A 24,665-nucleotide genomic window follows, 5' to 3' on the forward strand; every position below is an offset into this window, starting at 1 on the left:
CTGCGACAACTTCTAAGAGGTATTACTTCAATCTCTGTAAGCGTTCTTTCGCTGACGGAACAATATCATCATCCTTCTCATAGTTTTCAATAACACTTTTCAATGTACTCTTTGCCTGGAAAGTATTGCCTTTGCGCGCATAAGCATCTGCAAGCAATATAAAACTCTTGGCTACCCAATATTCTTGTGCTCCCCTATTGTTGATAACGTCAAAAGCAGTTTCCAATGCTTTATCGTATTCCTTACTATCATATTGCAATAGCGCCACGCGGTAACGCGCCTCTGCGCCAGCAGCTGACTGGCTTTTCAGCGCAGCCAGGTTGAATTCTTTCAAGGCAGAAGCTACGTTCTTTTCTTTCAGTAAGGACCTTCCGTTGTATAAATGGGCTTTGGCAATTTCCTCCTGAGTTGCCCCCGCATAATTCTTGATTAAATTCACGTATTTGGCCACCTGTTCCATATCACCAAGTTCGAAATAACACACCATCAGGTTGGTTACCGCATACCCATAGTTCTTTTTATACTCCTCATTGAGTTCTAATTTTTTCAGGTGCACAATAGCCTCATTGTATTCCTTGAGGCCTAGATATAAAGCAGCCACTGTTAACAGGGTATTCTCCGTATACTTACTCGTCCAGTCGTTCAGTATCATATTCAGATCGTGCAGCGCTTCCTGCGGTTGGCCTATACGGTAAGAACTTACACCGCGGATATAACGCGCAAATTTCTCCTGTTTAGGTTTTGGAAATTTGTCGAAATAAGCGTTGATAGCTTCCACGGCTGCACCGTATTCGCCCCGGGTAAAGAGCGAATGGGCTGCCTGGAAAGCCATATTATCCTGCTCTGCAGGACTCAGATTTCCCACATTAGTACCTACAGCGTAACGAATATAACTCGAAGCGTCTCCCTGATCGAGATAAATATTTTCAATAAAACGCATAGCCTGCTCTGCCTCAGCGGTTCTGGCATATTTCTCCACTACTTTTTGGAAAGTAACTTTAGCCGCTTCGGGTTCATCATTGTTGTACTGTACAAGCCCAATGGTCATGAGGGCGCGAGGTATATAACTACTGCGGGGGTACTTTCCAATCATTCCTTGCAGCCCTTCGAGTGCATTATCATAATCTCCCATCGTAAAATAGGTGTAAGGGATTTCAAAGGCTGCATCATCCGCATAATTAGAAGCGGGGAATTGCTTCAGCACGGAACGTAGAGTACTCATCTTCTTTTCATTATCGCCTTGCAGACCAAAGATGATACCACGCTGGAAAAAGGCATAGTCCTGATTAGGTGCTTTGCTGTTGATCAGCTGGTCATAATATTTGTTTGCCCGGCTGTAGTTGCGCAGACAAAGATACGAATCACCCAGTCGGGCGATGACGTCATACCGTATATCCTGATCAACTGTACTTCCACCGGCAGTTAGAAAGCGTTCAAAATAATCTGCCGCCAGTGCAAAACGATTATTTCGATAGGCTGCATAAGCAAGTCCATAATTGGCATAATTGTATACCTCATTATTTCGAGCAGCGGGCAAACCTAGGAAACGGGAAAAGTTTTCCACGGCTTCCCCGAATTTACGCACTTCATACATCGCCTCGGCCTTCCAATAGGTGGCAAGAGCAGCCATTTCAGCATTGGCTGGAAACTTTTCCGATCGCATAAACATCGATATGCTGTTTTCGAAAGCGCGCTCGTTATAAAACTCCAGTCCGCGGTAGTAAGTTACCTTTTGATAGATCGCATTGACTTCCCGTCCGCGTTCCTTTAGCGATTCAAGCATGCTAACGCCAGCATGGAAGTTGGTGGTCCCACGTAGAATTTCAGCGGATAGTGTTTCGGCACTTTCCTTTCTTTTTAAACCCGGATCGACAGGTTTCACTTCTTGGGCAATATATTTTTCGAGGACTCTTTGCGCAGCCTGGGTAGAATCCATTTCGAGCAGAACTTTGGCATAGTTAAACAGCGCATCGGCTTTTACTTGTCTGTCGAGGTCCAATTTTGTCACTTTCACAAAGGCATCTCGGGCAGCTTGTTTGTTACCGGTTTCCAAAGCAATATGTCCTAAAGTCATAATTGCACCCTGATAAAAGGCGTCCGAAGATTTCATTGCCTCCAGCATACCACTGGCTCTTTTGTATTCGCCAGCCCCATAGGCCAGGTAGCTGATGCGATAATTATCAATATTACTTTGCGAAGCGTCTGGATGACGTTTCATCAATTCATGATAATACGCTTGCTTATATTTTTGCTGCGCTAAATAATTGGTGGTAGCAATCTGACGTAATTCCGTCTCTATAGCGTCACGATTGATAAGCTTCATATCCGGGCTCCGACGTACCTTGACGGCATCGGCCAGCATAGGCCGGTAATCGCGTACAACCTCAATGGAATCCATCGTTTGAACTTCTCCGCTACTTCTTTGCTCAATAGGTTGCTGCTTCTCTTTTTTATCTTTCTGCTGTTTCTCTACTTCCTGTGCATACCCTGTAGCCAGCAGAGCTGAAAGCATCCCAGTAAACAAGTATTTAAGGTAATTATGACCGATTCTTTCTTTCAATATCATTATTCATCCGTATTTCTGAATTTTTCCAAACGTTCCTTTGCCGAGGAGACAATAGGGTATCCCTAATCAGTATATTCAAAACTAAAGAATTCAAACCACATTTGGTAATTTCAAATCTTATATACTTTATTATAAGGATTTACAACCCGACCCGATGCCCATTGCCCAATCGGCAATCGTCCTTACACAATAATGGAGCCAAGAAGAAAAAATAAGAACCACATCAGTAATGTCGCGCTACAACCTATAATGACGTTAGGTATAGGCTTATTAATACGAATGAAATGATTTTAACACTTGCCAACTGCCACTCTCATACACCAAAGTCACTAGGTCAGTCATGCTAAAGCTGTCAAATTTCAATACAATTTTTGCAATCAGATAATCTCCAGATTTTTCGACGATCTTGATCTGCGTTTTGCAATTCAAAATTTCACCCTGTTGTTTATTCAAACATTCAATCACCGCACGGCGTCCATAGGTATGTATAGTGGACGTATGAATTTTTTGACTGAAATCTTGGGCAAACAATTGCTCTAGCCCAAAAGATGCTCCAGCAGTAGTTACCGCAATATAATGCTGTAAGGCGAATTCTGCTGTGGAGAGATTAACAGGGACTATTTCTGATTTTGATACTGGTTTTTCAGCCGACATGGCAACTGATGATAAGGCAATTAAAGCTGCTACTGTGAATGTTTTTACGAATCCTTTCATACTATCTTTTCGTTCAATTGTGTTAGTTTATATCCTTTTCCTTTTTGATCCGAAACTACAGATCAATATGCCGCTAGCCTACAGACTTTAGACCAAGGGTCTTTGAATCTCGGTGAATGGCGGAAATGTAAAGGTGAATATAACAACCATCTTACCTGCTGCATGCCAATTACTATACCATTGGCCACAATAAATACATTTATGCCTCTAAGCACATTTAAAGGCATTTTCAAGACTTTCTACGAAAAAGAAAATGTGCGCATATGAACAGTTTCAAAATAGATTGTCCGCATGCGCACACCGCATAAAAAGCAATGCCTTTTAAGCGTATGTTTTCCCTGTGACTGCCAGAAATAATAAAAATAATGTTTGCTTGCTGTTTGTTTGCCGTTTCTCTGTTTATTCTTTGCTGCTTCCTTGGTAGATAAGCAAAGAAACAGCAAGAGAACGTCCACGAACAAGTTAACTTTGTACCTACCTAAAGCGAGTATAAGCTCCAAACTTAGCAATACAAATTAGCATACACACCTATTACCCTCCCGAAACTTAGAAAGCAATTCATAAGCTCAACGGCAAAAGCCAACTGTTCACAATAAAAAAAGTCGCATCAGAAGATGCGACTCAGTAACGAGTTAATTAAAATGATCTTTTGCAATACAGGACATTACAATTATTCTACTGGCTTTACAACAAAGGAGAAGGAATAATTTTTGTAAGGCAACGTATATTCCTGAAGCGGCCATGCTCCCCAGCTATTGACTCCTCCCACTCCCATCTGTTTAAGGTCAATATTAAGCTGCGTTTGTTTCCTTTTAACCAGGTCGGCAGCATGACGCTGCTGACGCTTGAGACCATCATCCAAATCTTTGTCAAAATAATGCAAAGCACTCATGCTAAACGTCGAATCTCCCGTAAACAACAATCCACGGCCACGTTTATTTTTTATTTCCATCCATCGAACCTCCGTCTTATTGCCTGTCTCCTGTGGCATAACATAGGGAAAATACTGCTGATCCACCGTCTGTTTATAAATTCCCACAGGTGATGAAAACTTACGGTCAATGTAGTTTTCCTGCGGTCCCCTTCCGTAGTAATTGATGGTTTCAAAACCTGAAGGCATGATCCATTGCATACCGAAACGTGGAAGAACAGCTACCTTTTTTGTGGTATCAGCAAGGAATGACTGAGAAATACGCATTTCACCCGATTGATTAATACAATATTTCATTTCCAACAGTCCATACACTTGCGGCATTTTATAGGTAGCATCCACATACGCTAGATTATTGACAGTTGTTGATTTAATTTCAATCAATTCAATGGAATCTGAAACCTGCTTCCATGACTTCAATTTTTCCGGTGTATTTGCACCAAAATCATTATCATTCGGTGCACGCCAGAAATTACTCTTAAATGTGGTATGTTCATCAACAAAAGACTGCCCTTTAAATTGATATCTCGTTAACCATCCTGATTTAAGATCAAACTCAATCAGTAGATCCTTGGCCGACACGATGAGATTTCCTTCTTTTCGCTCAGTATTGATTTTCCCTTGTGCTAAAACGGCGGTATTAGGCCGAAAAACACCTCCCAAAAATAACTGTTCAGTTGCAATAATATGTCCAGTTGGAAGTAAGGGCTCGTCTTTTTTCAATCGATAGGTCAGATTCAGAAACTTTTCGCCAGATTCTACGCTTTGATAAGGAATAGTTAGCACCACAGATTGTTGTGGCGACACATTCAAATTTTTGATTAACCCAGATTGAGTTTTTTTTCCATCAACTATTATTTCCCATTGTAGTTCAACATTTTCAAGCGCTCTAAAAAAGCGCTCGTTATAAATTGCTATCTTTTTTTCACCCAATAGACTAGTATGAATATCCTGATATACTTTTTTCATTTCCCATGCATGAGGATAGGGAGTTCTGTTCGCGTAAAAAATCCCTTTGGAAGCATAATTCCAGTCCGTAATAGCTTCTTTAGGTTCGTAATCTCCGCCATAGGTATATACCGTATCTCCTTTAGCGTTGACTTTAATAAAACATTGATCCACAAAATCCCAGATATATCCACCTTGAAATATCCCTTTGTTTGCCCGAATGATATCCCAATAATCCTTGAAATTACCCAACGAATTTCCCATGGCATGTGCATATTCACATTGAATGAAAGGCCTTTCCGGCTTAGAGTTACGGGCTGCATAATTTTTCATCGCAGATGGACTGGCATACATAGGCGCCACTATATCAGTATTCCAGTCAAATCTTAATTCGCCATAATTATTCACGGCCCTTTCGTATTGTACCGGACGGCTGGTATCGAGCTCTTTCATTCGGAGGTAAGCCCGATAGAAGTTATACCCATTTCCGGCTTCATTGCCCATGCTCCAGATAATGACACTTGGATGATTCCGATCTCGCTGAATAAGACGTTCAACACGTGCCACATGCGCTTTTTCCCAGCTCGGTCTATTGGCCATGGTATAGGACAGATCATAGCCCATGCCATGTGATTCGATATTGGCTTCGTCGATCACATACAGACCATATTGATCACAGAGCTGCAACCAATACTCGGCATTGGGGTAGTGGCTCGTACGAACGGCATTGATATTGAATTTCTTCATAAGTTGTACATCCCGCAGCATACTCTCTTTTGAGATCACATGCCCTGAGACGGGATCTGTCTCATGTCTATTTATTCCTTTAATAAGAATAGGTTGTCCATTAACCAGCAACTGCCCACCTCGAATCTCGATAGTACGAAAACCGACTCGCAGTGGAATGACCTCGATTGTTTTGTCCTGATGGTCTAGGAGCTTAACAACTACCTGGTATAAATTCGGCACCTCAGCAGACCACAGTGCAGGACTATCTACTGTCTGCTCAACAGTTATTTCCTGCCCCGAAACTTTGACAGCTTTACTTGATATCACCCGGCCATCCTGCAGCAGTGTGATCTCTGCCTGTAAATTCGCCTGATTAATCCGGTTAAAAATGAGTTTGGTTTTTAAGACTCCCTTATCAAAAGAGGCATTGAGTGTTGGGGATAGTTGAATATCACGCACGTGTAGTGGCTGTCGCATCAGCAAATAACAGTCACGCGTGATTCCGCTTAAACGCCACATATCCTGATCCTCCAAATAATTGGCTACTCCCCACCGCATAACACGCATGGTAATCAGATTTTTTCCCTTTCTTAAATACTTCGTTATGTCAAACTCAGATGGTAATTTGCTATCCTCACCATATCCGACATATTCGCCGTTTACCCAAACAGATAAATTAGATTTAGCAGCTCCAATATGTAGAATAACAGGCTTCCCCTGCCAATCCGCAGGAATGACTACCTCGCGACGGTAAACCGCGGTAGGGTTGAAATCCATCGGTACAATGGGGGGATTTGGCTTTCCGATCAAATAGGTAAACTCAAAACCTGAAGTAGTATACATCGGAAAACCATATCCATTGAGTTCCCAATTAGCGGGCACCTGAAAATTGTCCCAATGACGATCGTCATAAGTTAATGATTCAAATTGGGCTGGCAACTGAGACGGGCTATTAACCCATTTGAATTTCCACGCCCCATTCAAACTTAAATAAGAGGAGGATTCACGCCAATCGTAGTCACTAATTTGATCTGCATTCGGAAAGGTTACAAAATCGGTATGCATGGGCATTCGATTTTCTTCAGTTATCGTTTCATCTAACCAAGGGATCCCTTTCCGGATAACAGTATCTTGTTGTTCTTTTTTGTTTTGCTCATGCGTCAAAGTCACACTGGACTGCGCATGGCCCAACACGATGACAATACTAGATAGAAAAATAAGCGTGAATTTGGTCACTAGTTGCATTTCTTAAATTTTTAGGGATAACAAATTAATTCGAAACGGCAGATTGTTTAGCCTAATCGAACTTGAATAGATTGATGCGGTCAAATTAATGAAAAACATTTAAGTCCCACTGATCTCTCCAATTTATCTGTACTTTTTCATTCCGAAGATCAATAGGTAGCCAAATATATCTGCTATCCATAAGCTCTTTGGGGTTCCATCGGTCGGCCATAAAAATAAAGGAATCCTTTTTTCCTGCTACGGGAAGTACAAATGTCGACTGACCGTTAAAAGTCAAGGATGAATTTGGTCCCCGCATCGGATCACCGAGTGATTTCCAAGGGCCAAAAAGATTCGCGGCGACATGGAGCTCCGCACGATTCGGCGCCCAACCCGTGCATCCGCTGGTGATCAGGTAATACTTGTCATTATATCTGAATAATGCTGGAGCTTCCCTATGATTCCGAAATAGTAAAGAATCCTTTGCTGTTACACGGAGGTAATCATCCGTTAACTGAACCAGGCGTAAAGCATAATTTTCGTCGGATGAATACACTTGGTACGCCTTCCCATCGGTATCCACAAATAAACTCATATCGCGTGACATATTGTTATTTGGCCTGAAACTATGGACAAACTGAAACGGTCCAAATGGTGAGTCACTTACCGCAACGGCGGCCCTGGCGGCTGCATAGCCCTGACCTTTCAATTCTAGATGGAACCACATGACATATTTTTTCAGCTGCTCCTGATAGATCACTTTTGGTCGTTCCATAATACAGCCCCAGGCAATATCGCTGGTGGAATCTGCGCTCGGTGTAAGTGCCAATCCTTCAAACTTCCAGTTATGCAAGTCAGCGGATGAATACACATTGACCCCCTGGGATGTTGTGCCACCACGTTTCTCTCCATACCAATAGTATTTTCCATTCTGATAAAGCACGCCACCGCCATGTGCATTGATCACATCACCACTGTGGTCTGTCCATCTTTCCCCTGGTTTAAAACTACTCACTTGAGCAGGTTTCACTTTTTGATAAACCCGTACATAATCAATTTCATACTTTGCGGGAAGTAATTTATGATCTATCGCACCGCCATTTGTACCGCCAAGCGCTAAATTTAACAGCAGATAATGCGGTTGGGTAAATGGATTGAAGCCTGTACCATCCCGATTAACCAATTGGTCCATCGCAACGCGAAGCATCTCAATATCGTCCACATACAGGGCAATAGCATCTTCATCCCAAATCATTCGCCAAATATGAAACTGATCAGCCCAAGCTTTTCCACCAAGATCTTTAACTGCCCTAGTCTGACCGAACCAATGGGCTTTCCAGCGTTGCTCAGTACCCGTTGCGATATTGGCCAATATATTGCCGCGGTAATATTCCATGATGTCGATTTCTCCATTCGATGGCCATTCTTTGGTCGTCCCTAAAGTCCAGAAAGCAGGCCAAAGACCGTCCCCAACAGGTATACGTGCCCGGATTTCAAAGATTCCGTATTTCCAGCTTTGCTTTCCTAACGTATTTATTGAAGCCGAAGTATACCTTATCTGCTTTCTGCTGTTAATCCAATCTTTACTGCCTTGAATAAAACCCAGATGCTCGCGATGTTCATTTTTTGCTTCAATAATCAATAGGCCATTATGACAGAAAGCATTTTCCTTTTGATACCATTGTTCTTCGCGGTTACGTTTAAAGCCTTCTTCATAGCTCCACTTGGTTGTATCTAGCGTGCCTTGATAATCGAACTCATCCGACCAGACTAAGCCATATTCCTTTGGGATGGGTTTTTGGCTGTACGCGGCAAAATAGCTTGACAGTAGAATAAGACAGACAGATATAAGTGTTTTCATGATGTATTTTAAGTCTCTTTGAGCGAATAGTTCCTGATTATTCGCAAACAAAAATATCACCCATTTTCTATCCAGACAAGGGGGATATTAAGTCAAAAAGAGGGATATATTCGTATTTTTGTAATAATACGATGACACAAATACGATGTAGCTTTTAATATTCCCATCAAAGAACAAACTAATTCTCACAATAATAATATCATACTTTTTCTCAAATGATAAAAAACAGATGAGCATCCACCTGTTCTAATGAGCATAAAAAAATTCCCCAACAGATTTTACACCTGTGGGGAATTTCACTATTACACAATATTAACTCTACAAGTCATTTAACCAGGTATTGACCTCGTCTTGTGTTTTTCCGGTCTTCTTTTGAAGTTTACCTAATAACTCGTCTTCTTTGCCTTCTGCGTACATAAGATCATCATCTGTAAGGTCTGCATATTGTTGTTTTACCTTGCCTTTGATCTCATTCCAACGGCCTTTCCATGTTAAATCACTCATAATTATTCTCCTTTCATTAGTTATTAATAGAACAGCATTAATCAAATAATCGTTTTAAAATTTTTTTTAAATTCTCAATCGCTATACCTGCACTTTTTATACTCTTCTTGTTATTTTCGGTTACAATTAGCGGTCCAAGCTTTTCCGTCTTTCGTGTAGCCAATAGTTAATTTTCCAGCATCAATACGAATAACACCTGTACCAGCTGAACCAATATTGATTAAGACATTATCCTTTTTCTCGAAATCTACTCCATTCAGATTAGGAATACCATTCCCGAAAGCAAAATTATAGGTATCGCCAGCTTTTGTTACCGTAACTGTCCCTTCTGCCGCTGCAACATCATTATCATTGCTGTTTAAATTATCAAAAGAGATCGTACCTTCGTATTTTCCAATAAAAAGATCATTGTCTGCCGGATCATCATCTTTGCTACAGGCCGTAAAACCTACAAATACCGTAAAAATAAGCATACCCAGTCCCAGTGTTTGAATTAATTTTTTCATACGTAAAATGTGTTAATGTAAATATTCTCTTTATTACAGCGGGGTAAAATTCAAACTTTATGCCATCCCAATTTCACATCATAAACATCCGTATCAAATCCCTAATAAGAGGTATAAATACCGTATCATAGTATTTATACCAACCACTGTAACAATTTTAGCGGGCATAATATCTTACTAACAGATGCTATGCGAAAGAATTTATAACCTTTAGGTTATCAGTAGTTTTCAGTTTTAAGGCGTAAGAACGTTGGCAAAATATTATTGAAAAAACTTGGATCGAAAGCGCATTATCGCTAAATTCATTTATCCCAAGCCTACACTATGGAAATCAATTATGCGTTTATTGTTCGAAGATTTGAGGAATACTTTGACCTATGGAGCTCCAAAGTATATCAATATGCGCTCAACAAAACCAAATCTTCTTATCTAGCCGAAGAAACCGTACAGCGTGTATTTATCAAACTCTGGAAAAATATGTGTGACAAAAATATTGATGCCGCCATAGCATCTCAGATTTTCTGTATCACTCGGACGGTAGTTATCGATTTAGTCAAGTCAGAGTATAATCGAAAAAAACTTCTGAATCACGATCAGACAGTTGTCTTGCGCCATAGCCCTCAGGATGATTTTTATGCCAAACAACTTACATCCACACTTCATGAAATTGTCGATAAGCTACCGGAGAAACGCAAGGAGATTTTTATGCTAAGCCGGTTTTCCAATCTTTCGCATCGAGAAATTGCGGACAAGCTGGCCATATCGACCAAAACTGTGGAGAACCAACTGACACTAGCACTAAAAACTATTCGAAAGGCTTTACTGTTGAGTATGCTGGCGCAAATTATTTTTTAATTTCTTTGGGGGCTACCTCGTTTTCGATCGTAATCTTTATACATGAAGATTACAAAAACACTTATCGATAAATACCTAAGCGGTAAAGCCAGTGCGGAAGAAATTGCCGCAGTAGAAAATGCGCTGGCCAATAACGAGTTTTATTGGGAGGATTTTATGCCGGAAACGGAATGGCAAGCACATGAGATGGATTCTGATTTTAAAAACCAAAAGGAAATAAAAGCGCGTATTTTCAAACAAATAGGGCAAAAAAATAGCGATCGTTTCAGCTGGTTAAAATATGCGGCTATTATCCTCTTCATTGGAATAGGAGCTTGGCTGCGATTGACCCAAATCGATTCTCGTAAACATACCACCGCATATCGTATCGCAAAAAAGGTCCAGCCAACACTGCAGGAGCGACCAAGTAACTTATATTATATCAATTCAGGTAATACCATTCAACAAATTGCAGTTCCAGACGGTTCTACGATCGACCTATACCCGAATTCTGAAGTGAAATTTAGTTCCGATTTTGCGGACATCACTTCGCGCGACATCCAATTAAAAGGTAAAGCCAAATTTACGGTAGCAAAGGATAAGACAAAGCCTTTTCGCGTTCATACGGCAGATTTGACAACAACCGCACTTGGCACCGTTTTCAGTGTGGAAGAAGGTGGTACCGCGATTACAAAAATAAAACTCTATGAAGGCCGTATTGAAGTCAAAAGCAATCAGCATGATGAAGATAAACAGACCTTACATCTACAGTTTCAACCCAACGAAGAAATCAGCATTGATCGCAAGCTAAAACAGATCATTTCCGAAACCCGGGTCAATACTTCTCCATCCAGCAAAAGGGGGTCTTACTTAAAAACTAGCGGACAGCTGATCTTTAAAAACCTCCCATTGCAAGATGTACTTCACATCATCAGTCATAATTATGGCCTTAAACTAAGCGTTGAACCTAAAGATATACAAAATAAATACTATAGTGGAACGTATAAAAATACAGCATCTGCATACGTCAACATGCTAGCTGATATCCAAGCACTCCATAAAATAACCATTCACGTACAAACCGAATAAAATTCACTCACATAACCCACAAATTATGCACAATTATTTACCTTCCAAGCATAGTATCCTGACTATGCTATTGTTGAGATCCAACATTCGAGCCGACGTAAACTGGGCACTGCGTCTTGGCCTCATGGGGCTTTTGTCGACAAGCTATCTTCTTGCTGATGCCCAACAAAATGCGTCCATTAACGGAGTAATCAAAGATGAAGCAGGAAAGCCCATCCCCTCAGCGACGGTTACCATACGTAATGCGACTAGCGGATTGAAAAAAACAACAACCAGCAGACCTGACGGAACTTTTTCACTCGACCAGATTCCTGCTGGACAGGGCTACCAGATCAGCGTGTCGTCCGTTGGTTTTAAGAGCAGAGAACTATTGGATTACACCATTACCGAAAGAGACAAACTAGCGATCAATATCAGTTTGGAATCGAGTGCGCAAAACCTACAGGAAGTTGTCGTCACCGCGCTTGGTATCAAACGCGAAAAAAAAGCACTTGGTTATACAGTCGCTGAACTCAAAGGCGACGAGCTGACGCAGGGTAAGGAAACCAATGTAGCAAATGCCTTATCGGGTAAAGTTGCCGGCGTACAGGTGAGCCGCGCCGCATCTGGAGCCGGAGGTTCATCCAAGGTCGTCATCCGTGGTAACAACTCACTTATCGGTAATAGCCAGCCGCTCTATGTTGTTGATGGCGTACCGATTGATAATCAAAACATTTCGTCTCCAAACCAATCTGGGGGAACCGATTATGGCGACGGAATCGGAAACATCAATCCCGAAGACATCGAAACGATGTCGGTATTAAAAGGCCCCAATGCGGCCGCACTTTATGGACAAAGAGGAAGTAACGGCGTAATCTTGATCACGACGAAATCGGGGAAAGCTGGTAAGACCCGCTTTAGCTATGGTACAGATTTTTCATTGGGCAATGGACTGGTCTTACCGGATTTTCAAAATGTCTATGGACAAGGATTGAACGGAACATTTACACATTTCAGAAAAGATGATGGCACCATTGTTTCCATGAGTGAAGCGCTGAAAAATGGTTACAGTGGTATGCCTAAAATGAGTGCCGGACGTGACCGTACGACACGGGCAAGCTGGGGTGCGAAGATGGAAGGCCAGACTTATGAAGATGCTTATGGCAACATCTTACAGTTAACACCAAAGCCAGATACCTACTCGTCGTTTTTTCAAACGGAGAAACAGTTTGTCAACAACCTCAGTATCGATGGCGGAACCGACAAAGTAAACTACCGTTTTTCATTTGCCAATACAGATGTAAAGGGTTATATTCCCACCAATACGCTGAATAGAAACAATTTCGGTTTACGTACCCAAGCCAAAATAACCGACAAATTTCACATCGACATCAAGGCGAACTATATCGCCCAAAAGGGACAAAACCGACCTACGTTGGCAGATGCTGCAGACAATCCGGCCTACCTGTTTATCAGCCAGCCGCGAAGCCTGGGCAACGACATCATGGCACAGTATAAATGGACCGCACAGGAGATCAGCAGACAGCTCGGATTTTCGGGATTGACGGAAGGATTGGAGAAAACATATGCCACCAATAGTTCCACAGCCAACCCCTTTTGGACCATTCATGAAAACCACAATGAAGATCGTCGGGACCGCATCATAGGGTTACTCCGTCTGAGTTACGACTTTGCTCCTTGGCTTAAGGTCACAGCGACCGGGGGTACGGACTTCTATACCGATCAACGGTTTCGTTACCGCCCAATAAATACCTACCAAAGCTTGAACCGAAAGGGTGATATTCGCGAAGAGGTCATCAGAGCCCGCGAAGACAATTTTGACGTCCTCGCTAGCTCCAACTTCAAATTGACCGATGACATTAAACTCAGTGCCAACTTAGGGGCCAGCCATCAAAGCCGGTATTTGCGTATGACAGGAAATTCAGGTAATCAATTTATTGTTCCGAATCTCTTTGTAATCAATAACACCACGACAAATAGTTACATATTTGACCTGATCGAGTCCAAGATTAATTCGGCTTATCTATCGGGCCAGTTCAGTTACAAAGACTATTGGTTTGTTGATTTCTCTGCCCGTAACGACTGGTCTTCGACCCTGTCAAAGGAAAACAATTCGTTTTTCTACCCGAGTGTAAGTTCCAGTTTGGTCTTATCGGATGCTTTCAAATGGCAATCTGACGCACTGTCTTTCGCCAAAATCAGAGCTTCATGGGCACAGGCCGGTAGTTCAGGAAACCCATATCAGCTGACAGGAGCATATAGTCTCAACCAGTATACCCATGGTGGCGTACCGATGGCTTCCTATACAGAAATTATTCCTGATCCGAATTTGAAAAACGAACTGACCACGTCGATCGAAGCTGGGGTAGATCTGAGATTTCTAAAAAACAGACTTTCTTTCTCCTTCACCTACTATCAGGCCAAGACAAAGAATCAGATTTTGGACGTACCAATCGCCCCTTCCAGTCTCTATGTAAAAAACAGGATCAACGCTGGAGAAATTAGCAACAGAGGTATTGAATTTGTATTGGGAGCAACACCGATCAAAAGCGAATCGGGCTTTGAATGGAATACCACCTTCAATTACAACCGCAACCGGAATAAAGTAGAATCACTCTATCCTGGCGTAGAAAGCTTTTTACTTGCTACAGACCGTGGGATAAATGTGGTTGCAGAAGTTGGAAAACCATTTGGCCAGCTCATTGGGACACAGTTTGCCTGGATCAAAGATGAGCAAGGAAATAGGTTGATCGACCCTACCACTGGACTCCCTTTGCGCACAGCCGGACGTGTAGAAACCGATCTTGGAAATGCGCAACCCGACTGGTTGGGAGGTTTTGCCAATACGGTTAAATATAAAGGTTTCAATCTCTATGCACTTGTCGATATCCGTCAGGGCGGCGTGATCTTCTCCCAGTCGAACCGCGAACAGATTATTTATGGTACTTCAACGAAGACCCTAGAAGGACGAGATGGCACCTACATTGCCGAGGGGATGGTCGGACAAAAAGATGGATCAGGAAACTGGACAAGTACCGGAACAAAAAACAGCAAGCAGGTTGCCGCGCAAGATTACTGGAACATGGTTGCAAGTGACAAAGAAGTCATGGTATCCGAAGAAATGATCAATGATATGAGTTATATTGCCATGCGCGAAATCAGTCTCTCCTATTCTTTCCCTAAAAAGCTGATGCCACATAAACTTGTTAGCTCCCTAAAATTAGGCGTCTATGGACGTAACCTATTTTATTTTCAACGGAAAACTGATGGATTTTCACCAGAAGCTTCTGCTTTCAATGTAAACAATAGCTCGATTGGTATTGAATCAACTTCACTTCCAATGATGCGCACATTCGGTATTAATCTCACTGTTGGTCTGTAAACCCTTTATCATGAAAAAGAAACTATTTAAAAATACATTCATCGTCGGACTTATTTCTGTGGCAGGATTAGGTTCATGTACCAAAGATTTCGAACGGATCAATACACCGCCGACATCGGTCACCACTGTAGACCCTTCCTTACTCATAGCCCGCATTCTACGTGATGGTACTTTTCAGGAATCTGGGGAACTACCCAACAACAAGTTTGGCTCTTGGATCCAACATTGGGCTGGGGGACCGGTAGTACCTGTTTCTCGATATTTTGAAGGACCCGAAAATCTTATTTGGTCGCAGCACTACACCTTGCTCCGCAATATCGTTCAGATCAAACAGGAATTGAGCGGCAAGGAAGACAATGCAGCAGGGAGAAGTAAACTGGCTATTGCCGAACTTTATGAAGCCTATCTCTATCAGCGCCTTACAGACTTGTTTGGGGATATTCCCTACTCCGAGATCACAAAATCCAATAAGGAAATTAACCGTACCCCAAAATTCGACAAGCAAGAAGAGATCTATCCGGCACTGGTTCAAAAGGTCGATGCAGCTATGGCAAGGCTGACCAGCGGCGACCTGTCTTACGGCTCCTCAGATTTCTTTTACAAAGGCAGCATTGACAAATGGAAAAAATTTGGCAATTCACTCAAACTAAAGCTCGGCATGCGCATGCGGTACGCCAATCCTTCTTTGGCGCAGAAAACGGTTACCGAAGCCATGACTTCTGCTATCGGTCTATTCTCCAGCAACAGTGATAATGCCGCAGTACCGACCTACAACGATGCTCAGGCTGAAAACCAGAACCCGATTTTACGTCAAATGACTACCGGAAGTGCCGATCTACGTTATTTGGCGAATACTCTGGTTGACAAACTCAAAGAATACAATGATCCAAGGCTTCCTTTACTTGCCGAGCCTGTCAATTTCAATGGTACAGCAACATACCAGGGTATTGGCGTTGCGTTAACGGATAATCAGTTGTCACAATTGATTCGTGCCAACTATTCCACGGCCAATAAATCAACGTGGTTTAGTCTCACCTTTGCACCGATCCCAAGCTATGCCTTTACGTATTCGGATATCTGTTTTTACAAAGCCGAAGCTGCACTGCTTGGCTGGGGTGCTACACCTGCAAATGCCCAAACGTTCTTTACAGAAGGTGTCAAAGCTGCGCTGGCACTTCCACCATACAATATGACGTCAATCCCCGCTGCATATGAACCTGTGCTCAATCTAAGCAGCTTGACAGACGAACAGAAAATGGAGAAAATAGCGACCCAAAAATGGATTCACCTATTTGGCCGGGACATGGAAGCCTTTGCCGAATGGCGACGTACCGGATACCCCAGATTAACTCCTGGCCCTAATGCAGGTTCAACCAACGGACAGATACCACGTAGGGCAATATACTCCAGTGAAGAAGCTGAGATGAACGCAACAAATTTAAAAGAAGCGGCATCCAGAATGACGAATGGAGATTCTTTCTTGTCTAAAGTTTGGTGGGACAAAAAATAATACAAATATATCAATGGGGCTGCCCAATTGGACAGCCCCTCTCGTTACCGATTTAAAGCATAGGTAGTACAGCAGTTTTTTAGATAAATTTTCAAAACGATAGACTTAGTTCTTTACACAATGATTATATTATGTTTGCACCGAAATAACGACATTATTAAATAAACATAATCCATCAATACACTGTAAGACTCAATATAATGATTAATTTAAAACCCCTTATTCAGCAAGACGTATCACCATTTTATGAATGGATCAATGATGACATTTCGATAAAATATTCACTTTCTGTATTCCAATCCATGCACTCAAAGGATCAGATCGATGCTTGGTTTTTAACTGTTGTCAATGATCTAAAAAATTTTAATCGTGGAATTTTCTTAAACGGGGATACAAATAAATTGATTGGATATGCTGGCATTTGTAATATTTCAAAGCCAAACAGATCCGGAGAATATTTTATTTTCATCGGAGATCGTCAACATTGGGGTAAAGGGATAGGATCTCAAGTTACCAAATTACTTCTCGCTATTGGATTTGAAACATTAGGACTTAATAGAATTATGCTTACCGTATCCGAGCCAAATTATGCAGCGATTAAAGCGTATGAAAACGCTGGATTTAAACTTGAAGGTAGAATGCGTGAAGCCTGCTTTAGGGATAACCAATTCCACGACAAGCTGCTGATGTCAATTTTAAAGGATGAATGGTTTGAAAAAAGAAAACAAATAGAAAATAAGCCTAATTAGTGCAAGCTCATTGCAACTTCGAAAAGCGCGTCGAAATTTATCGCTAAATCTAGATAGCAGTAAAAACAACAGAAAGCCTCCCAGATAGGATTACCGATGTCAATTTAATAAAGGAATTACTGCTTTTTTAGGATTCCCTGAGCAACTCCTGCATCAATCAGCTTCTCTGCATATGCCCAAAGCGCAGTAGAGCCATCTTTGATGACAGATTTCTTGGCAAAGACCTTTTCATAACTTACGCCGGGCTCGTTCCAAGTTCCACCATTATTGGAACTGTTTTGCAAAAGGGGTTCCAATCGATCCATTGCACGAGCAAACTTAGCCTCATCGGTCTTTCCCGACTCAAACTCCTCCCAGAGTGTAATCAGTTCATCTGCCTGATCTTTTGGTAAAATCCCGAAAATCCGCCCTGCTGCCAAGCGTTCTAAATCAGTGTTGGTATGATTTCTTTCCAAATCATAGATAAAAGTATCGCCAGCATCAATCTCTACAATATCATGAATCAACACCATTTTGACCACTTTTAATAGGTCTATTGATTCATCTGCGTACTCTAAAAGTGTTAGCGCCATCACTGCAAGGTGCCAACTGTGCTCAGCATCATTTTCATGCCGGTCGCTATGAAAAAGCTTTGTTTTTCGCTGTATATATTTAATCTTATCAATCTCTTTAATAAACTCGATTTGTTTTAATAATCTATCCGAAATTTCCATACGATGAAAACAATATAATTGAACAATATACAAATTTACTATTTTTAGTATATAGCCTATTTATCCGCTATCATTTCGATCAAAATGATAGATTATTGACACCGCCCCGACAGTAAGCATACCAAAAATAACCGCAACATTTATTAAATTTGATAGACATGCAATTCCATTGTGGATTATGAAAAAAATAGGCTTTTTATCGTTTGGACATTGGTCCAAACATCCCGCATATCGTACGCAGACAGCAAGTGACACCTTGCTGCAATCGATAGATTTAGCTGTAGCTGCAGAGGAAATAGGCATAGATGGAGCTTATTTTCGCGTACACCATTTTGCAAATCAGCTGGCATCCCCGTTTCCTTTACTCGCGGCCATTGGAGCCAAAACCTCTAACATTGAAATCGGCACTGGTGTAATCGACATGCGCTATGAAAATCCGCTTTATATGGTGGAAGATGCCGGCGCTGCAGATTTAATTGCTGGAGGCAGATTGCAGCTGGGAATAAGCAGAGGTTCCCCAGAGCAAGTAATTGATGGCTGGCGCTATTTTGGTTACAACCTAGGCGAAGATGAAACCGACGCTGATATGGGAAGGAAGAAAGCTTTGGCGTTTTTGGAAAAACTTAACGGTATCGGTTTTGCCGAGCCAAATCCCTATCCGATGTTTCCAAACCCACCGGGCCTACTCAGGCTTGAACCCTATTCAGATGGCTTAAGGGATCGTGTGTGGTGGGGAGCAGCGTCCAATTCAACAGCCGTATGGGCTGCGCATAATAAAATGCACCTTCAAAGCTCTACCTTGAAATATGATGAAAATGGTAAGCCTTTTCATATTCAGCAGGCCGAACAAATCCGCTTATACAAAGAGGCGTGGAAGGAAGCTGGACATGCCGGCGAGCCCCGGGTATCCGTTAGCAGATCCATCTTTGCGTTGGTCAACGATTTGGATCGCTACTATTTCGGGCAGGCGGCGGATAAAAAAGATAAGATAGGAATGATCGAAACAGACCGGCGGGCGATTTTTGGAAGAAGCTATGCGGCCGAGCCAGATCAACTTATAAAGGAACTAGCGCAAGATGAAGCCATCCAAGAAGCCGACACATTACTCTTAACCATTCCAAATACGTTAGGAGTAGACTATAACATTCATATCCTTTCGGCTATTTTGAAATATGTCGCGCCTGAACTCGGCTGGCGTTAACTTTTCTGAACTCATGATAAAGAATATTCGGTACAAAACAAAAATTGCTGTAATAGGTGCGGGACAAGCTGGGCTTTCCGCTGCATATCATTTAAAAAGAATGGGACTGACAATCGGGAAAGACTTTATTATCTTAGATGAAGCCCCTAGCCCAGGTGGGGCCTGGCAATTCCGTTGGGATTCGCTCACCTTAAGCACTGTTAATAAAATACACGATTTGCCTGGTATGTCGTTCGAAGAAACGCTATCCACAAGCGACACGGAGGTCCAAGCAAACACTGCCGTCCCCCATTATTTTGAGCTTTATGAGAAGAAATTTGAGCTTCAGGTATATCGGCAAGTTAAAGTAGACAAAGTCTATGCACACCATAATCGTTTTCACATCGACACAAATAACGAGCTTTTCTCAGCTCTAGGCATTATAAACGCTACAGGTACATGGGAAAACCCATACATTCCGGACTATCCCGGCGCAGCTTTATTTCAGGGAGAACAACTTCATACAAAGGATTTTAAAACTGCAGACTATTTTAGGGGAAAACATGTGATTGTTGTTGGAGGCGGAATTTCTGCCATTCAATTACTGGACCAAATCTCCCAAATAACGACAACGACCTGGGTTACACGTCAACCACCTTTGTTCAGAGAAGGACCTTTCGATGATATGGCAGGTCATCATGCTGTTGTGATGGTGGAAGAGCGTGTAAGGCAAGGACTACCGCCTTTGTCTGTAGTGGCGGTGACAGGCCTTCCCTATACTAGTGAAATCCAAAAGATAGAACAGCGTGGAGTTCTTAAACGTTTTCCGATGTTTAAGGAAATAACAGAAAAGGGAATCAAATGGGACAACGGAATAGAGCAAAAAGCAGATGTAATTCTTTGGAATACGGGCTTCAAAAGCTCATTGAGCCATCTCGATGCCGTTCTGCCAAAAGAAGTCCAAGGCGGAATCCAAATGACAGGCAGACTCGCTACCATGGTAGCCAAAGAGCCCAGAATTCACCTCGTGGGCTATGGCCCATCAGCATCCACTATTGGAGCAAACCGAGCCGGAAGTGCCGCAGCCAAAGAATTGCTAAATACGCTTTCAGACGTCGGCCACAGTCTCACCATGTAGAGCGAAACAAACTAAACTGGCAAATCAAGTCAGAGCGCAGCAATGGAATAGCAATCTTGCATTTAATCAAAGTTATTCACCACGGTAACAAATCCTCAAAATATTAATTGTCAACAGCTAACTAAACCAAAAACCCTATAGACTTTCTGTAAGGACTAACCATCAATCGATTTGTACATGTACCTTCATTTCCAAACGAAAAAAAGCTCTGTGGATGCGAATTTAAATTCATTCCTTACGAATTTAAATCATACCTTAAGATATATTTATCCATGCATTACTTTTATACAAAATAATAAAGAGAACCCTACTGAATGAAAGCTAAAGCTAGGAAGAATGGAGTGGACAATATTGAATCATCAAACCTTCCTACATCATATATATAGTGCTATTCAGTATGGCTAAGCGGATTAATAACAATGTATTCAATTAATAGATTTTTATCATGAAAACAAAACATTTATTTTCAGCATTATTGTTAACATCTTGTAGCTTAACACTATTTACATCTTGTAATGGCGACTCTGTCGATACGGTAAAAGCTATTGAATCTAACTACGACAACCAAGACAAGACCATTGCGTTAGTTGGAGAATTTGATGCACCGTCTTTCACCTTTTCATCTGGCAAATCGAAAACGATGGAAATGAATTTTGTTGTTAAATCTCATGCTTTCAGTTCAGAAAAATTTACAGTAATCAATGTGATTTTACCTGTTGGCACAGAAAAGAATAGTGTATTATTTGATATCCCTGCGGACCAAAAAAATTATACGCTCAAGAACTTCTATGTATTTGACGACAATGGAGAGAAAATCAATCTAGATTCGCATACAACATTTAAAATGAAAGGTACAGTACGTTACAGCGAATTAGAGAAGCCAGAAAATGAGCGAGAAAAGGACAACTTTAATTATAAAATAACCGACGTAAGTTTTGTCAAAAATTAAAAATGATAGCCGCTATAATGCAAAAGATAAGCTCACTTTATCAATCGAAAACATATGCAACCTAAACTTAATAGCGGTCTTCTATTTGAATTGAACGCTACGGGCAGGCTTGAATAATGAGCAACCTATATCCTTGCTATGCTAACGGTCTATCCGGATGCATGTATATATACTAGAAGCGCCAAAATAGCACACAGCAACATGACCGTAGACGTTCAATTTAAGATCAAATATAGAAATTAAAACTAACATAATTAGCTTTAATTTCTATATTTTTTAGCAATGAAATATAAAACGTCCATCCACCTTAAAATCCAAAAAATACCTTAAAACTAATGCACTTATAAAGAGCGACTAATATCTACAACGTTGAAAATTTGGTCAACGTCATCCAAACTTACATCAAAATCAGGATATCTTTTTTTATCCGAGTTAAGTGATCTAAGCGTAAGAATTCCGTTGTTTACATTGTGATGAGCGATTTCTTTTATAATAACACCCTCAAACTTATGCACTATTACCCAATAACGATATTTATGTGTATGAAATTTGGATTGCCATAACTCTGGCTTTATCAAACGCCCCGTAACAATATCGCCATCCAATACACTTGCATCCGTACCATCGGTCATACTGTCACCACTAACTTGAAAAGAACGATAAGCTCCCTTATGAAACTCATTGACTGTAATAAAATGGGCAGGTAAGTCGTCCATATATTCGGGATCGGAAAAGCCCGATAAATAACCGGCTTTCGCTTTCTCAGTAACAAGTTTTGTCTGCATCAAATATCTTCCAGGGGAAACTTCAAAAAATATATTGTTCTTGTTTTCATCGATAAACTTAATATCGTCCGAAAAGTACCCTATTGATTTTCCATTTCCCACACTGACCATCGCTATAGTGTCAGACTGAACTGGAGCGACAGTCGCTAGCCTATCCCCTTTTCCATACAACAGCCAGTCATATTGAACATGCGGAAAAGCCTTCTGAATTCGTGTTTTCATCGTAAGCCCAATAGGATACTCACCTTTTTTAATACGCGAATAGACCTGTTCGCGGACACCTAATAACGACGCAAATTCACGGTTTGTGACACGCATTTCCAGGCGCAAAACTTCAAAATTATTATTTGAATAAGTCTCCATAGTTGATACTGTACTTAAGAAATGTTACACAAAAACATAACATTCTGACACAAAGTTACACAACTTATCAAACCTAAACAAACAGAACAATTAAAAAAAATAAAAACAATTGATTATAAGACTATTAGAACTAAACAAATAAGTTTATTATTTTTCAATAACATGAAAATTTATCAAAAAAAAACACCTAATGATTAACAATTTAGTTTAACTTTGTTTAACAAATAAATTGATTAGCGGCGAATATACAGATGTTAATAAGCCGCGCAAATAAAATAAGATTTTAAGAACAGAGGCAACACTATATTTAACACGTAAAAAATAGCTCACAACACATGAACACATTATATTATTCATTTATGATGAGTTTCTTAAAGGAAAACCATCCCGAAATACTAAAATCCATTGATAAGATTTATGAACCTGATCTTTCTAAAATCAGTAAAGTGATAGACTGCTATTGCAAATTCGCAGGCATCCCAATTCAACAAATCATGGGAGAATATATCAATTATAGCGATATTCAGCATCGTTACAAAGCTATAGCGGTTGTTTTACGCATTTTTCAACCTGAAAAATTAACTAATCTAAAAACAAAGGTTAAAAGCACCATTTATAAAGAATTAGGACCGTGTTTGAAAATAAATAATGACATTTTACAGAAATCCATCATCTGCGCATGCAACCAATTTGATCTTTACCGGGACTTCAAAATGGAGATCAAGCAGATTGCCAATTATTACCTTATTGATGCGCGTTTCAATAAAGACTATTGATTTATTTCACGTCCATCTTAAACTTATTGATAAAATTCGTCTTCTTCTTATTGAACCATATAGATAGTCCTTGATAAAAAATACTCAAGGACTATTCTTGGGATGTAGATTCAAACAACTTATTCATTGCCTGTACTAAGTTTTGCTTTTTTGATCTGCTTTAATTCCATTTGTAACTTATTGTAAAGTATCATGAGGTCATCATATTTTTTTTGCAAATCGGCTAATGTCCTTATGCACGCCATACGTTCATCATTTGCTAGACGTAGCGCTTCATTAAGATCTTCAATAATCGCGCGAAGTTGCTCAATATCCTTCGCTAATCTATTCGAATATCCTTCCCATTTCTCGATCACCTTTCCAGCATTTTCAACATTTGTAGCTTCCACTTGAGCTTGCTCTTTGGGCTTTCCGACGAAATATCCTCCAACAGCAGTAGCCACGGGTATAATCAACTTTTCCAAAATTTCAAGTAAGTCCATTCCAACCCCCTTTTATTAATGATTTAAATTTCTCCCAGGGAAACTGTCGCCCTGGATCCTCTTTTCTTCCGGGAGCGATATCTGAATGCCCCAAAATATCCCGAATCGGATAGTGACCGATAAGTGCCTGACACACTTCAAGCGCAATACTGATTTGCTTTTCGGTATAGATTTCATTACCTTTATTCTGTAACTCTATACCTATACTATAGGTATTCAACCCCTTTAGCCCCGCCCATGTACTAGAACCTGCATGCCAGCATCTGACATTAAACGGGGCCATTTGGGTTACAACACCAGTACGACTTATATGCAGATGCGCAGACACTTTACTTCGCGAATCTGTCAACCAGTCTATAGCACTAGTCGAGTTGGGCGCACCATCATAATGCATGATGATATAAAAAGGTTTGATAATACCACCTTTATTGGGCGTATCTCTATATGAAACACCTAACAGCTTGTTTTCTTTAATTTCCATAGCTTTTATCCTTATTAATTAGTTCTTTTATGTTTGTATTTAGATTACTCCGAGCTTTCATAAGCATCGAATCAAATGTGATCAATGAAAGCATTTTTAGCTTTCTCTACACTACAAATTTAAAGGCAGTCAGCTATTAAAACACGGAATAACAGATTAATGTAGTCGGTATGTTGCACTTACCGACTATTTTGGAAAAACACCGCAACAATAAATGGTGTGTGCTAAAAACGATCTCATCGTTAAAGTCT

At 40.8% G+C, this 24,665-nt stretch carries 19 protein-coding genes; 9 read left to right on the top strand and 10 right to left on the bottom strand.

All coding sequences use genetic code 11. From position 1 onward, the window contains the following. Nucleotides 1-22: 22 nt before the first annotated feature. The 6 genes from J2X77_RS09050 to J2X77_RS09075 all read right to left on the bottom strand — a co-directional run bounded on the left by J2X77_RS09050 (nucleotide 23) and on the right by J2X77_RS09075 (nucleotide 9,983). Entirely contained in the window at nucleotides 23-2,566 is a 2,544-nt protein-coding gene (locus J2X77_RS09050; protein WP_310080379.1) for a tetratricopeptide repeat protein, read from the bottom strand. Nucleotides 2,567-2,836: 270 nt separating this feature from the next. Then, on the bottom strand, nucleotides 2,837-3,280 hold the full coding sequence (locus J2X77_RS09055; protein WP_310080381.1) for a nuclear transport factor 2 family protein: 444 nt from the start codon (nucleotides 3,278-3,280) through the stop codon (nucleotides 2,837-2,839). 670 nt (nucleotides 3,281-3,950) lie between these two features. Next, entirely contained in the window at nucleotides 3,951-7,133 is a 3,183-nt protein-coding gene (locus tag J2X77_RS09060) for a glycoside hydrolase family 2 TIM barrel-domain containing protein (RefSeq protein WP_310080383.1), read from the bottom strand. Between the two features lie 85 nt (nucleotides 7,134-7,218). Beyond that, on the bottom strand, nucleotides 7,219-8,973 hold the full coding sequence (locus J2X77_RS09065) for a family 43 glycosylhydrolase (RefSeq protein WP_310080385.1): 1,755 nt from the start codon (nucleotides 8,971-8,973) through the stop codon (nucleotides 7,219-7,221). A 318-nt stretch (nucleotides 8,974-9,291) separates the two neighbouring features. Further along, nucleotides 9,292-9,477, bottom strand: coding sequence for a CsbD family protein (locus J2X77_RS09070; protein ID WP_294185784.1), 186 nt, complete (start codon nucleotides 9,475-9,477; stop codon nucleotides 9,292-9,294). A 110-nt stretch (nucleotides 9,478-9,587) separates the two neighbouring features. Then, nucleotides 9,588-9,983 carry a hypothetical protein gene (locus J2X77_RS09075; protein ID WP_310080387.1) on the bottom strand — a complete coding sequence of 132 codons (396 nt, stop codon included), beginning with the start codon at nucleotides 9,981-9,983 and terminating at the stop codon, nucleotides 9,588-9,590. A gap of 324 nt (nucleotides 9,984-10,307) precedes the next feature. Between J2X77_RS09075 and J2X77_RS09080 the strand changes: the two genes are divergently transcribed. The 5 genes from J2X77_RS09080 to J2X77_RS09100 all read left to right on the top strand — a co-directional run bounded on the left by J2X77_RS09080 (nucleotide 10,308) and on the right by J2X77_RS09100 (nucleotide 17,547). Beyond that, the gene (locus tag J2X77_RS09080; protein WP_310080389.1) at nucleotides 10,308-10,838 is read left to right on the top strand and encodes a sigma-70 family RNA polymerase sigma factor; all 531 of its coding nucleotides are present in this window, start codon (nucleotides 10,308-10,310) and stop codon (nucleotides 10,836-10,838) included. Nucleotides 10,839-10,880: 42 nt separating this feature from the next. Continuing rightward, nucleotides 10,881-11,906, top strand: a complete 1,026-nt coding sequence (locus J2X77_RS09085) for a FecR family protein (RefSeq protein WP_310080391.1) — start codon at nucleotides 10,881-10,883, stop codon at nucleotides 11,904-11,906. Between the two features lie 25 nt (nucleotides 11,907-11,931). Beyond that, on the top strand, nucleotides 11,932-15,288 hold the full coding sequence (locus J2X77_RS09090; RefSeq protein WP_310080393.1) for a SusC/RagA family TonB-linked outer membrane protein: 3,357 nt from the start codon (nucleotides 11,932-11,934) through the stop codon (nucleotides 15,286-15,288). A gap of 10 nt (nucleotides 15,289-15,298) precedes the next feature. Next, nucleotides 15,299-16,798 carry a SusD/RagB family nutrient-binding outer membrane lipoprotein gene (locus J2X77_RS09095; protein ID WP_310080394.1) on the top strand — a complete coding sequence of 500 codons (1,500 nt, stop codon included), beginning with the start codon at nucleotides 15,299-15,301 and terminating at the stop codon, nucleotides 16,796-16,798. Nucleotides 16,799-16,998: 200 nt separating this feature from the next. Further along, the gene (locus tag J2X77_RS09100; protein ID WP_307187379.1) at nucleotides 16,999-17,547 is read left to right on the top strand and encodes a GNAT family N-acetyltransferase; all 549 of its coding nucleotides are present in this window, start codon (nucleotides 16,999-17,001) and stop codon (nucleotides 17,545-17,547) included. Between the two features lie 116 nt (nucleotides 17,548-17,663). On the opposite strand, the gene J2X77_RS09105 is transcribed toward J2X77_RS09100, so the two are convergent. Beyond that, on the bottom strand, nucleotides 17,664-18,260 hold the full coding sequence (locus J2X77_RS09105) for an HD domain-containing protein (protein WP_310080397.1): 597 nt from the start codon (nucleotides 18,258-18,260) through the stop codon (nucleotides 17,664-17,666). 178 nt (nucleotides 18,261-18,438) lie between these two features. Here J2X77_RS09105 and J2X77_RS09110 point away from each other — a divergent pair, with 178 nt between their 5' ends. From J2X77_RS09110 to J2X77_RS09120, 3 genes are all read left to right on the top strand, one after another. After that, nucleotides 18,439-19,461, top strand: coding sequence for an LLM class flavin-dependent oxidoreductase (locus J2X77_RS09110; protein WP_293887659.1), 1,023 nt, complete (start codon nucleotides 18,439-18,441; stop codon nucleotides 19,459-19,461). A gap of 13 nt (nucleotides 19,462-19,474) precedes the next feature. Then, a complete protein-coding gene (locus J2X77_RS09115; RefSeq protein WP_310080399.1) occupies nucleotides 19,475-20,578 on the top strand; it encodes an NAD(P)-binding domain-containing protein in 1,104 nt (367 codons plus the stop codon). A gap of 445 nt (nucleotides 20,579-21,023) precedes the next feature. Continuing rightward, nucleotides 21,024-21,527 (top strand): hypothetical protein, encoded by a 504-nt coding sequence (locus J2X77_RS09120; protein WP_293885379.1) that lies wholly within the window; start codon nucleotides 21,024-21,026, stop codon nucleotides 21,525-21,527. 341 nt (nucleotides 21,528-21,868) lie between these two features. Here J2X77_RS09120 and J2X77_RS09125 read toward each other — a convergent pair whose 3' ends face one another. Further along, nucleotides 21,869-22,675: a hypothetical protein gene (locus J2X77_RS09125; protein ID WP_310080401.1), complete on the bottom strand. Its 807-nt coding sequence runs from the start codon at nucleotides 22,673-22,675 to the stop codon at nucleotides 21,869-21,871. 335 nt (nucleotides 22,676-23,010) lie between these two features. Here J2X77_RS09125 and J2X77_RS09130 point away from each other — a divergent pair, with 335 nt between their 5' ends. After that, the gene (locus J2X77_RS09130) at nucleotides 23,011-23,451 is read left to right on the top strand and encodes a hypothetical protein (RefSeq protein ID WP_209576528.1); all 441 of its coding nucleotides are present in this window, start codon (nucleotides 23,011-23,013) and stop codon (nucleotides 23,449-23,451) included. Between the two features lie 119 nt (nucleotides 23,452-23,570). On the opposite strand, the gene J2X77_RS09135 is transcribed toward J2X77_RS09130, so the two are convergent. Further along, on the bottom strand, nucleotides 23,571-23,933 hold the full coding sequence (locus J2X77_RS09135; RefSeq protein WP_293936993.1) for a hypothetical protein: 363 nt from the start codon (nucleotides 23,931-23,933) through the stop codon (nucleotides 23,571-23,573). Continuing rightward, nucleotides 23,920-24,414 carry an N-acetylmuramoyl-L-alanine amidase gene (locus tag J2X77_RS09140; protein ID WP_310080406.1) on the bottom strand — a complete coding sequence of 165 codons (495 nt, stop codon included), beginning with the start codon at nucleotides 24,412-24,414 and terminating at the stop codon, nucleotides 23,920-23,922. Before J2X77_RS09140 ends, J2X77_RS09135 begins: the two co-directional genes overlap by 14 nt. Nucleotides 24,415-24,665: the final 251 nt, after the last annotated feature.

The organism is Sphingobacterium sp. 2149 (assembly GCF_031455655.1).
GTDB lineage: Bacteria > Bacteroidota > Bacteroidia > Sphingobacteriales > Sphingobacteriaceae > Sphingobacterium.

Bases quoted from the DNA above. Each gene is read 5' to 3' on its own strand.
- J2X77_RS09100 (WP_307187379.1), top strand. From the start codon at position 16,999: ATGATTAATTTAAAACCCCTTATTCAGCAAGACGTATCACCATTTTAT.
- J2X77_RS09125 (WP_310080401.1), bottom strand. From the start codon at position 22,675: ATGGAGACTTATTCAAATAATAATTTTGAAGTTTTGCGCCTGGAAATG.
- J2X77_RS09110 (WP_293887659.1), top strand. From the start codon at position 18,439: ATGAAAAAAATAGGCTTTTTATCGTTTGGACATTGGTCCAAACATCCC.
- J2X77_RS09090 (WP_310080393.1), top strand. From the start codon at position 11,932: ATGCACAATTATTTACCTTCCAAGCATAGTATCCTGACTATGCTATTG.
- J2X77_RS09120 (WP_293885379.1), top strand. From the start codon at position 21,024: ATGAAAACAAAACATTTATTTTCAGCATTATTGTTAACATCTTGTAGC.
- J2X77_RS09085 (WP_310080391.1), top strand. From the start codon at position 10,881: ATGAAGATTACAAAAACACTTATCGATAAATACCTAAGCGGTAAAGCC.
- J2X77_RS09065 (WP_310080385.1), bottom strand. From the start codon at position 8,973: ATGAAAACACTTATATCTGTCTGTCTTATTCTACTGTCAAGCTATTTT.
- J2X77_RS09075 (WP_310080387.1), bottom strand. From the start codon at position 9,983: ATGAAAAAATTAATTCAAACACTGGGACTGGGTATGCTTATTTTTACG.
- J2X77_RS09070 (WP_294185784.1), bottom strand. From the start codon at position 9,477: ATGAGTGATTTAACATGGAAAGGCCGTTGGAATGAGATCAAAGGCAAG.
- J2X77_RS09055 (WP_310080381.1), bottom strand. From the start codon at position 3,280: ATGAAAGGATTCGTAAAAACATTCACAGTAGCAGCTTTAATTGCCTTA.
- J2X77_RS09115 (WP_310080399.1), top strand. From the start codon at position 19,475: ATGATAAAGAATATTCGGTACAAAACAAAAATTGCTGTAATAGGTGCG.
- J2X77_RS09130 (WP_209576528.1), top strand. From the start codon at position 23,011: ATGAACACATTATATTATTCATTTATGATGAGTTTCTTAAAGGAAAAC.
- J2X77_RS09140 (WP_310080406.1), bottom strand. From the start codon at position 24,414: ATGGAAATTAAAGAAAACAAGCTGTTAGGTGTTTCATATAGAGATACG.
- J2X77_RS09095 (WP_310080394.1), top strand. From the start codon at position 15,299: ATGAAAAAGAAACTATTTAAAAATACATTCATCGTCGGACTTATTTCT.
- J2X77_RS09135 (WP_293936993.1), bottom strand. From the start codon at position 23,933: ATGGACTTACTTGAAATTTTGGAAAAGTTGATTATACCCGTGGCTACT.
- J2X77_RS09105 (WP_310080397.1), bottom strand. From the start codon at position 18,260: ATGGAAATTTCGGATAGATTATTAAAACAAATCGAGTTTATTAAAGAG.
- J2X77_RS09050 (WP_310080379.1), bottom strand. From the start codon at position 2,566: ATGATATTGAAAGAAAGAATCGGTCATAATTACCTTAAATACTTGTTT.
- J2X77_RS09060 (WP_310080383.1), bottom strand. From the start codon at position 7,133: ATGCAACTAGTGACCAAATTCACGCTTATTTTTCTATCTAGTATTGTC.
- J2X77_RS09080 (WP_310080389.1), top strand. From the start codon at position 10,308: ATGGAAATCAATTATGCGTTTATTGTTCGAAGATTTGAGGAATACTTT.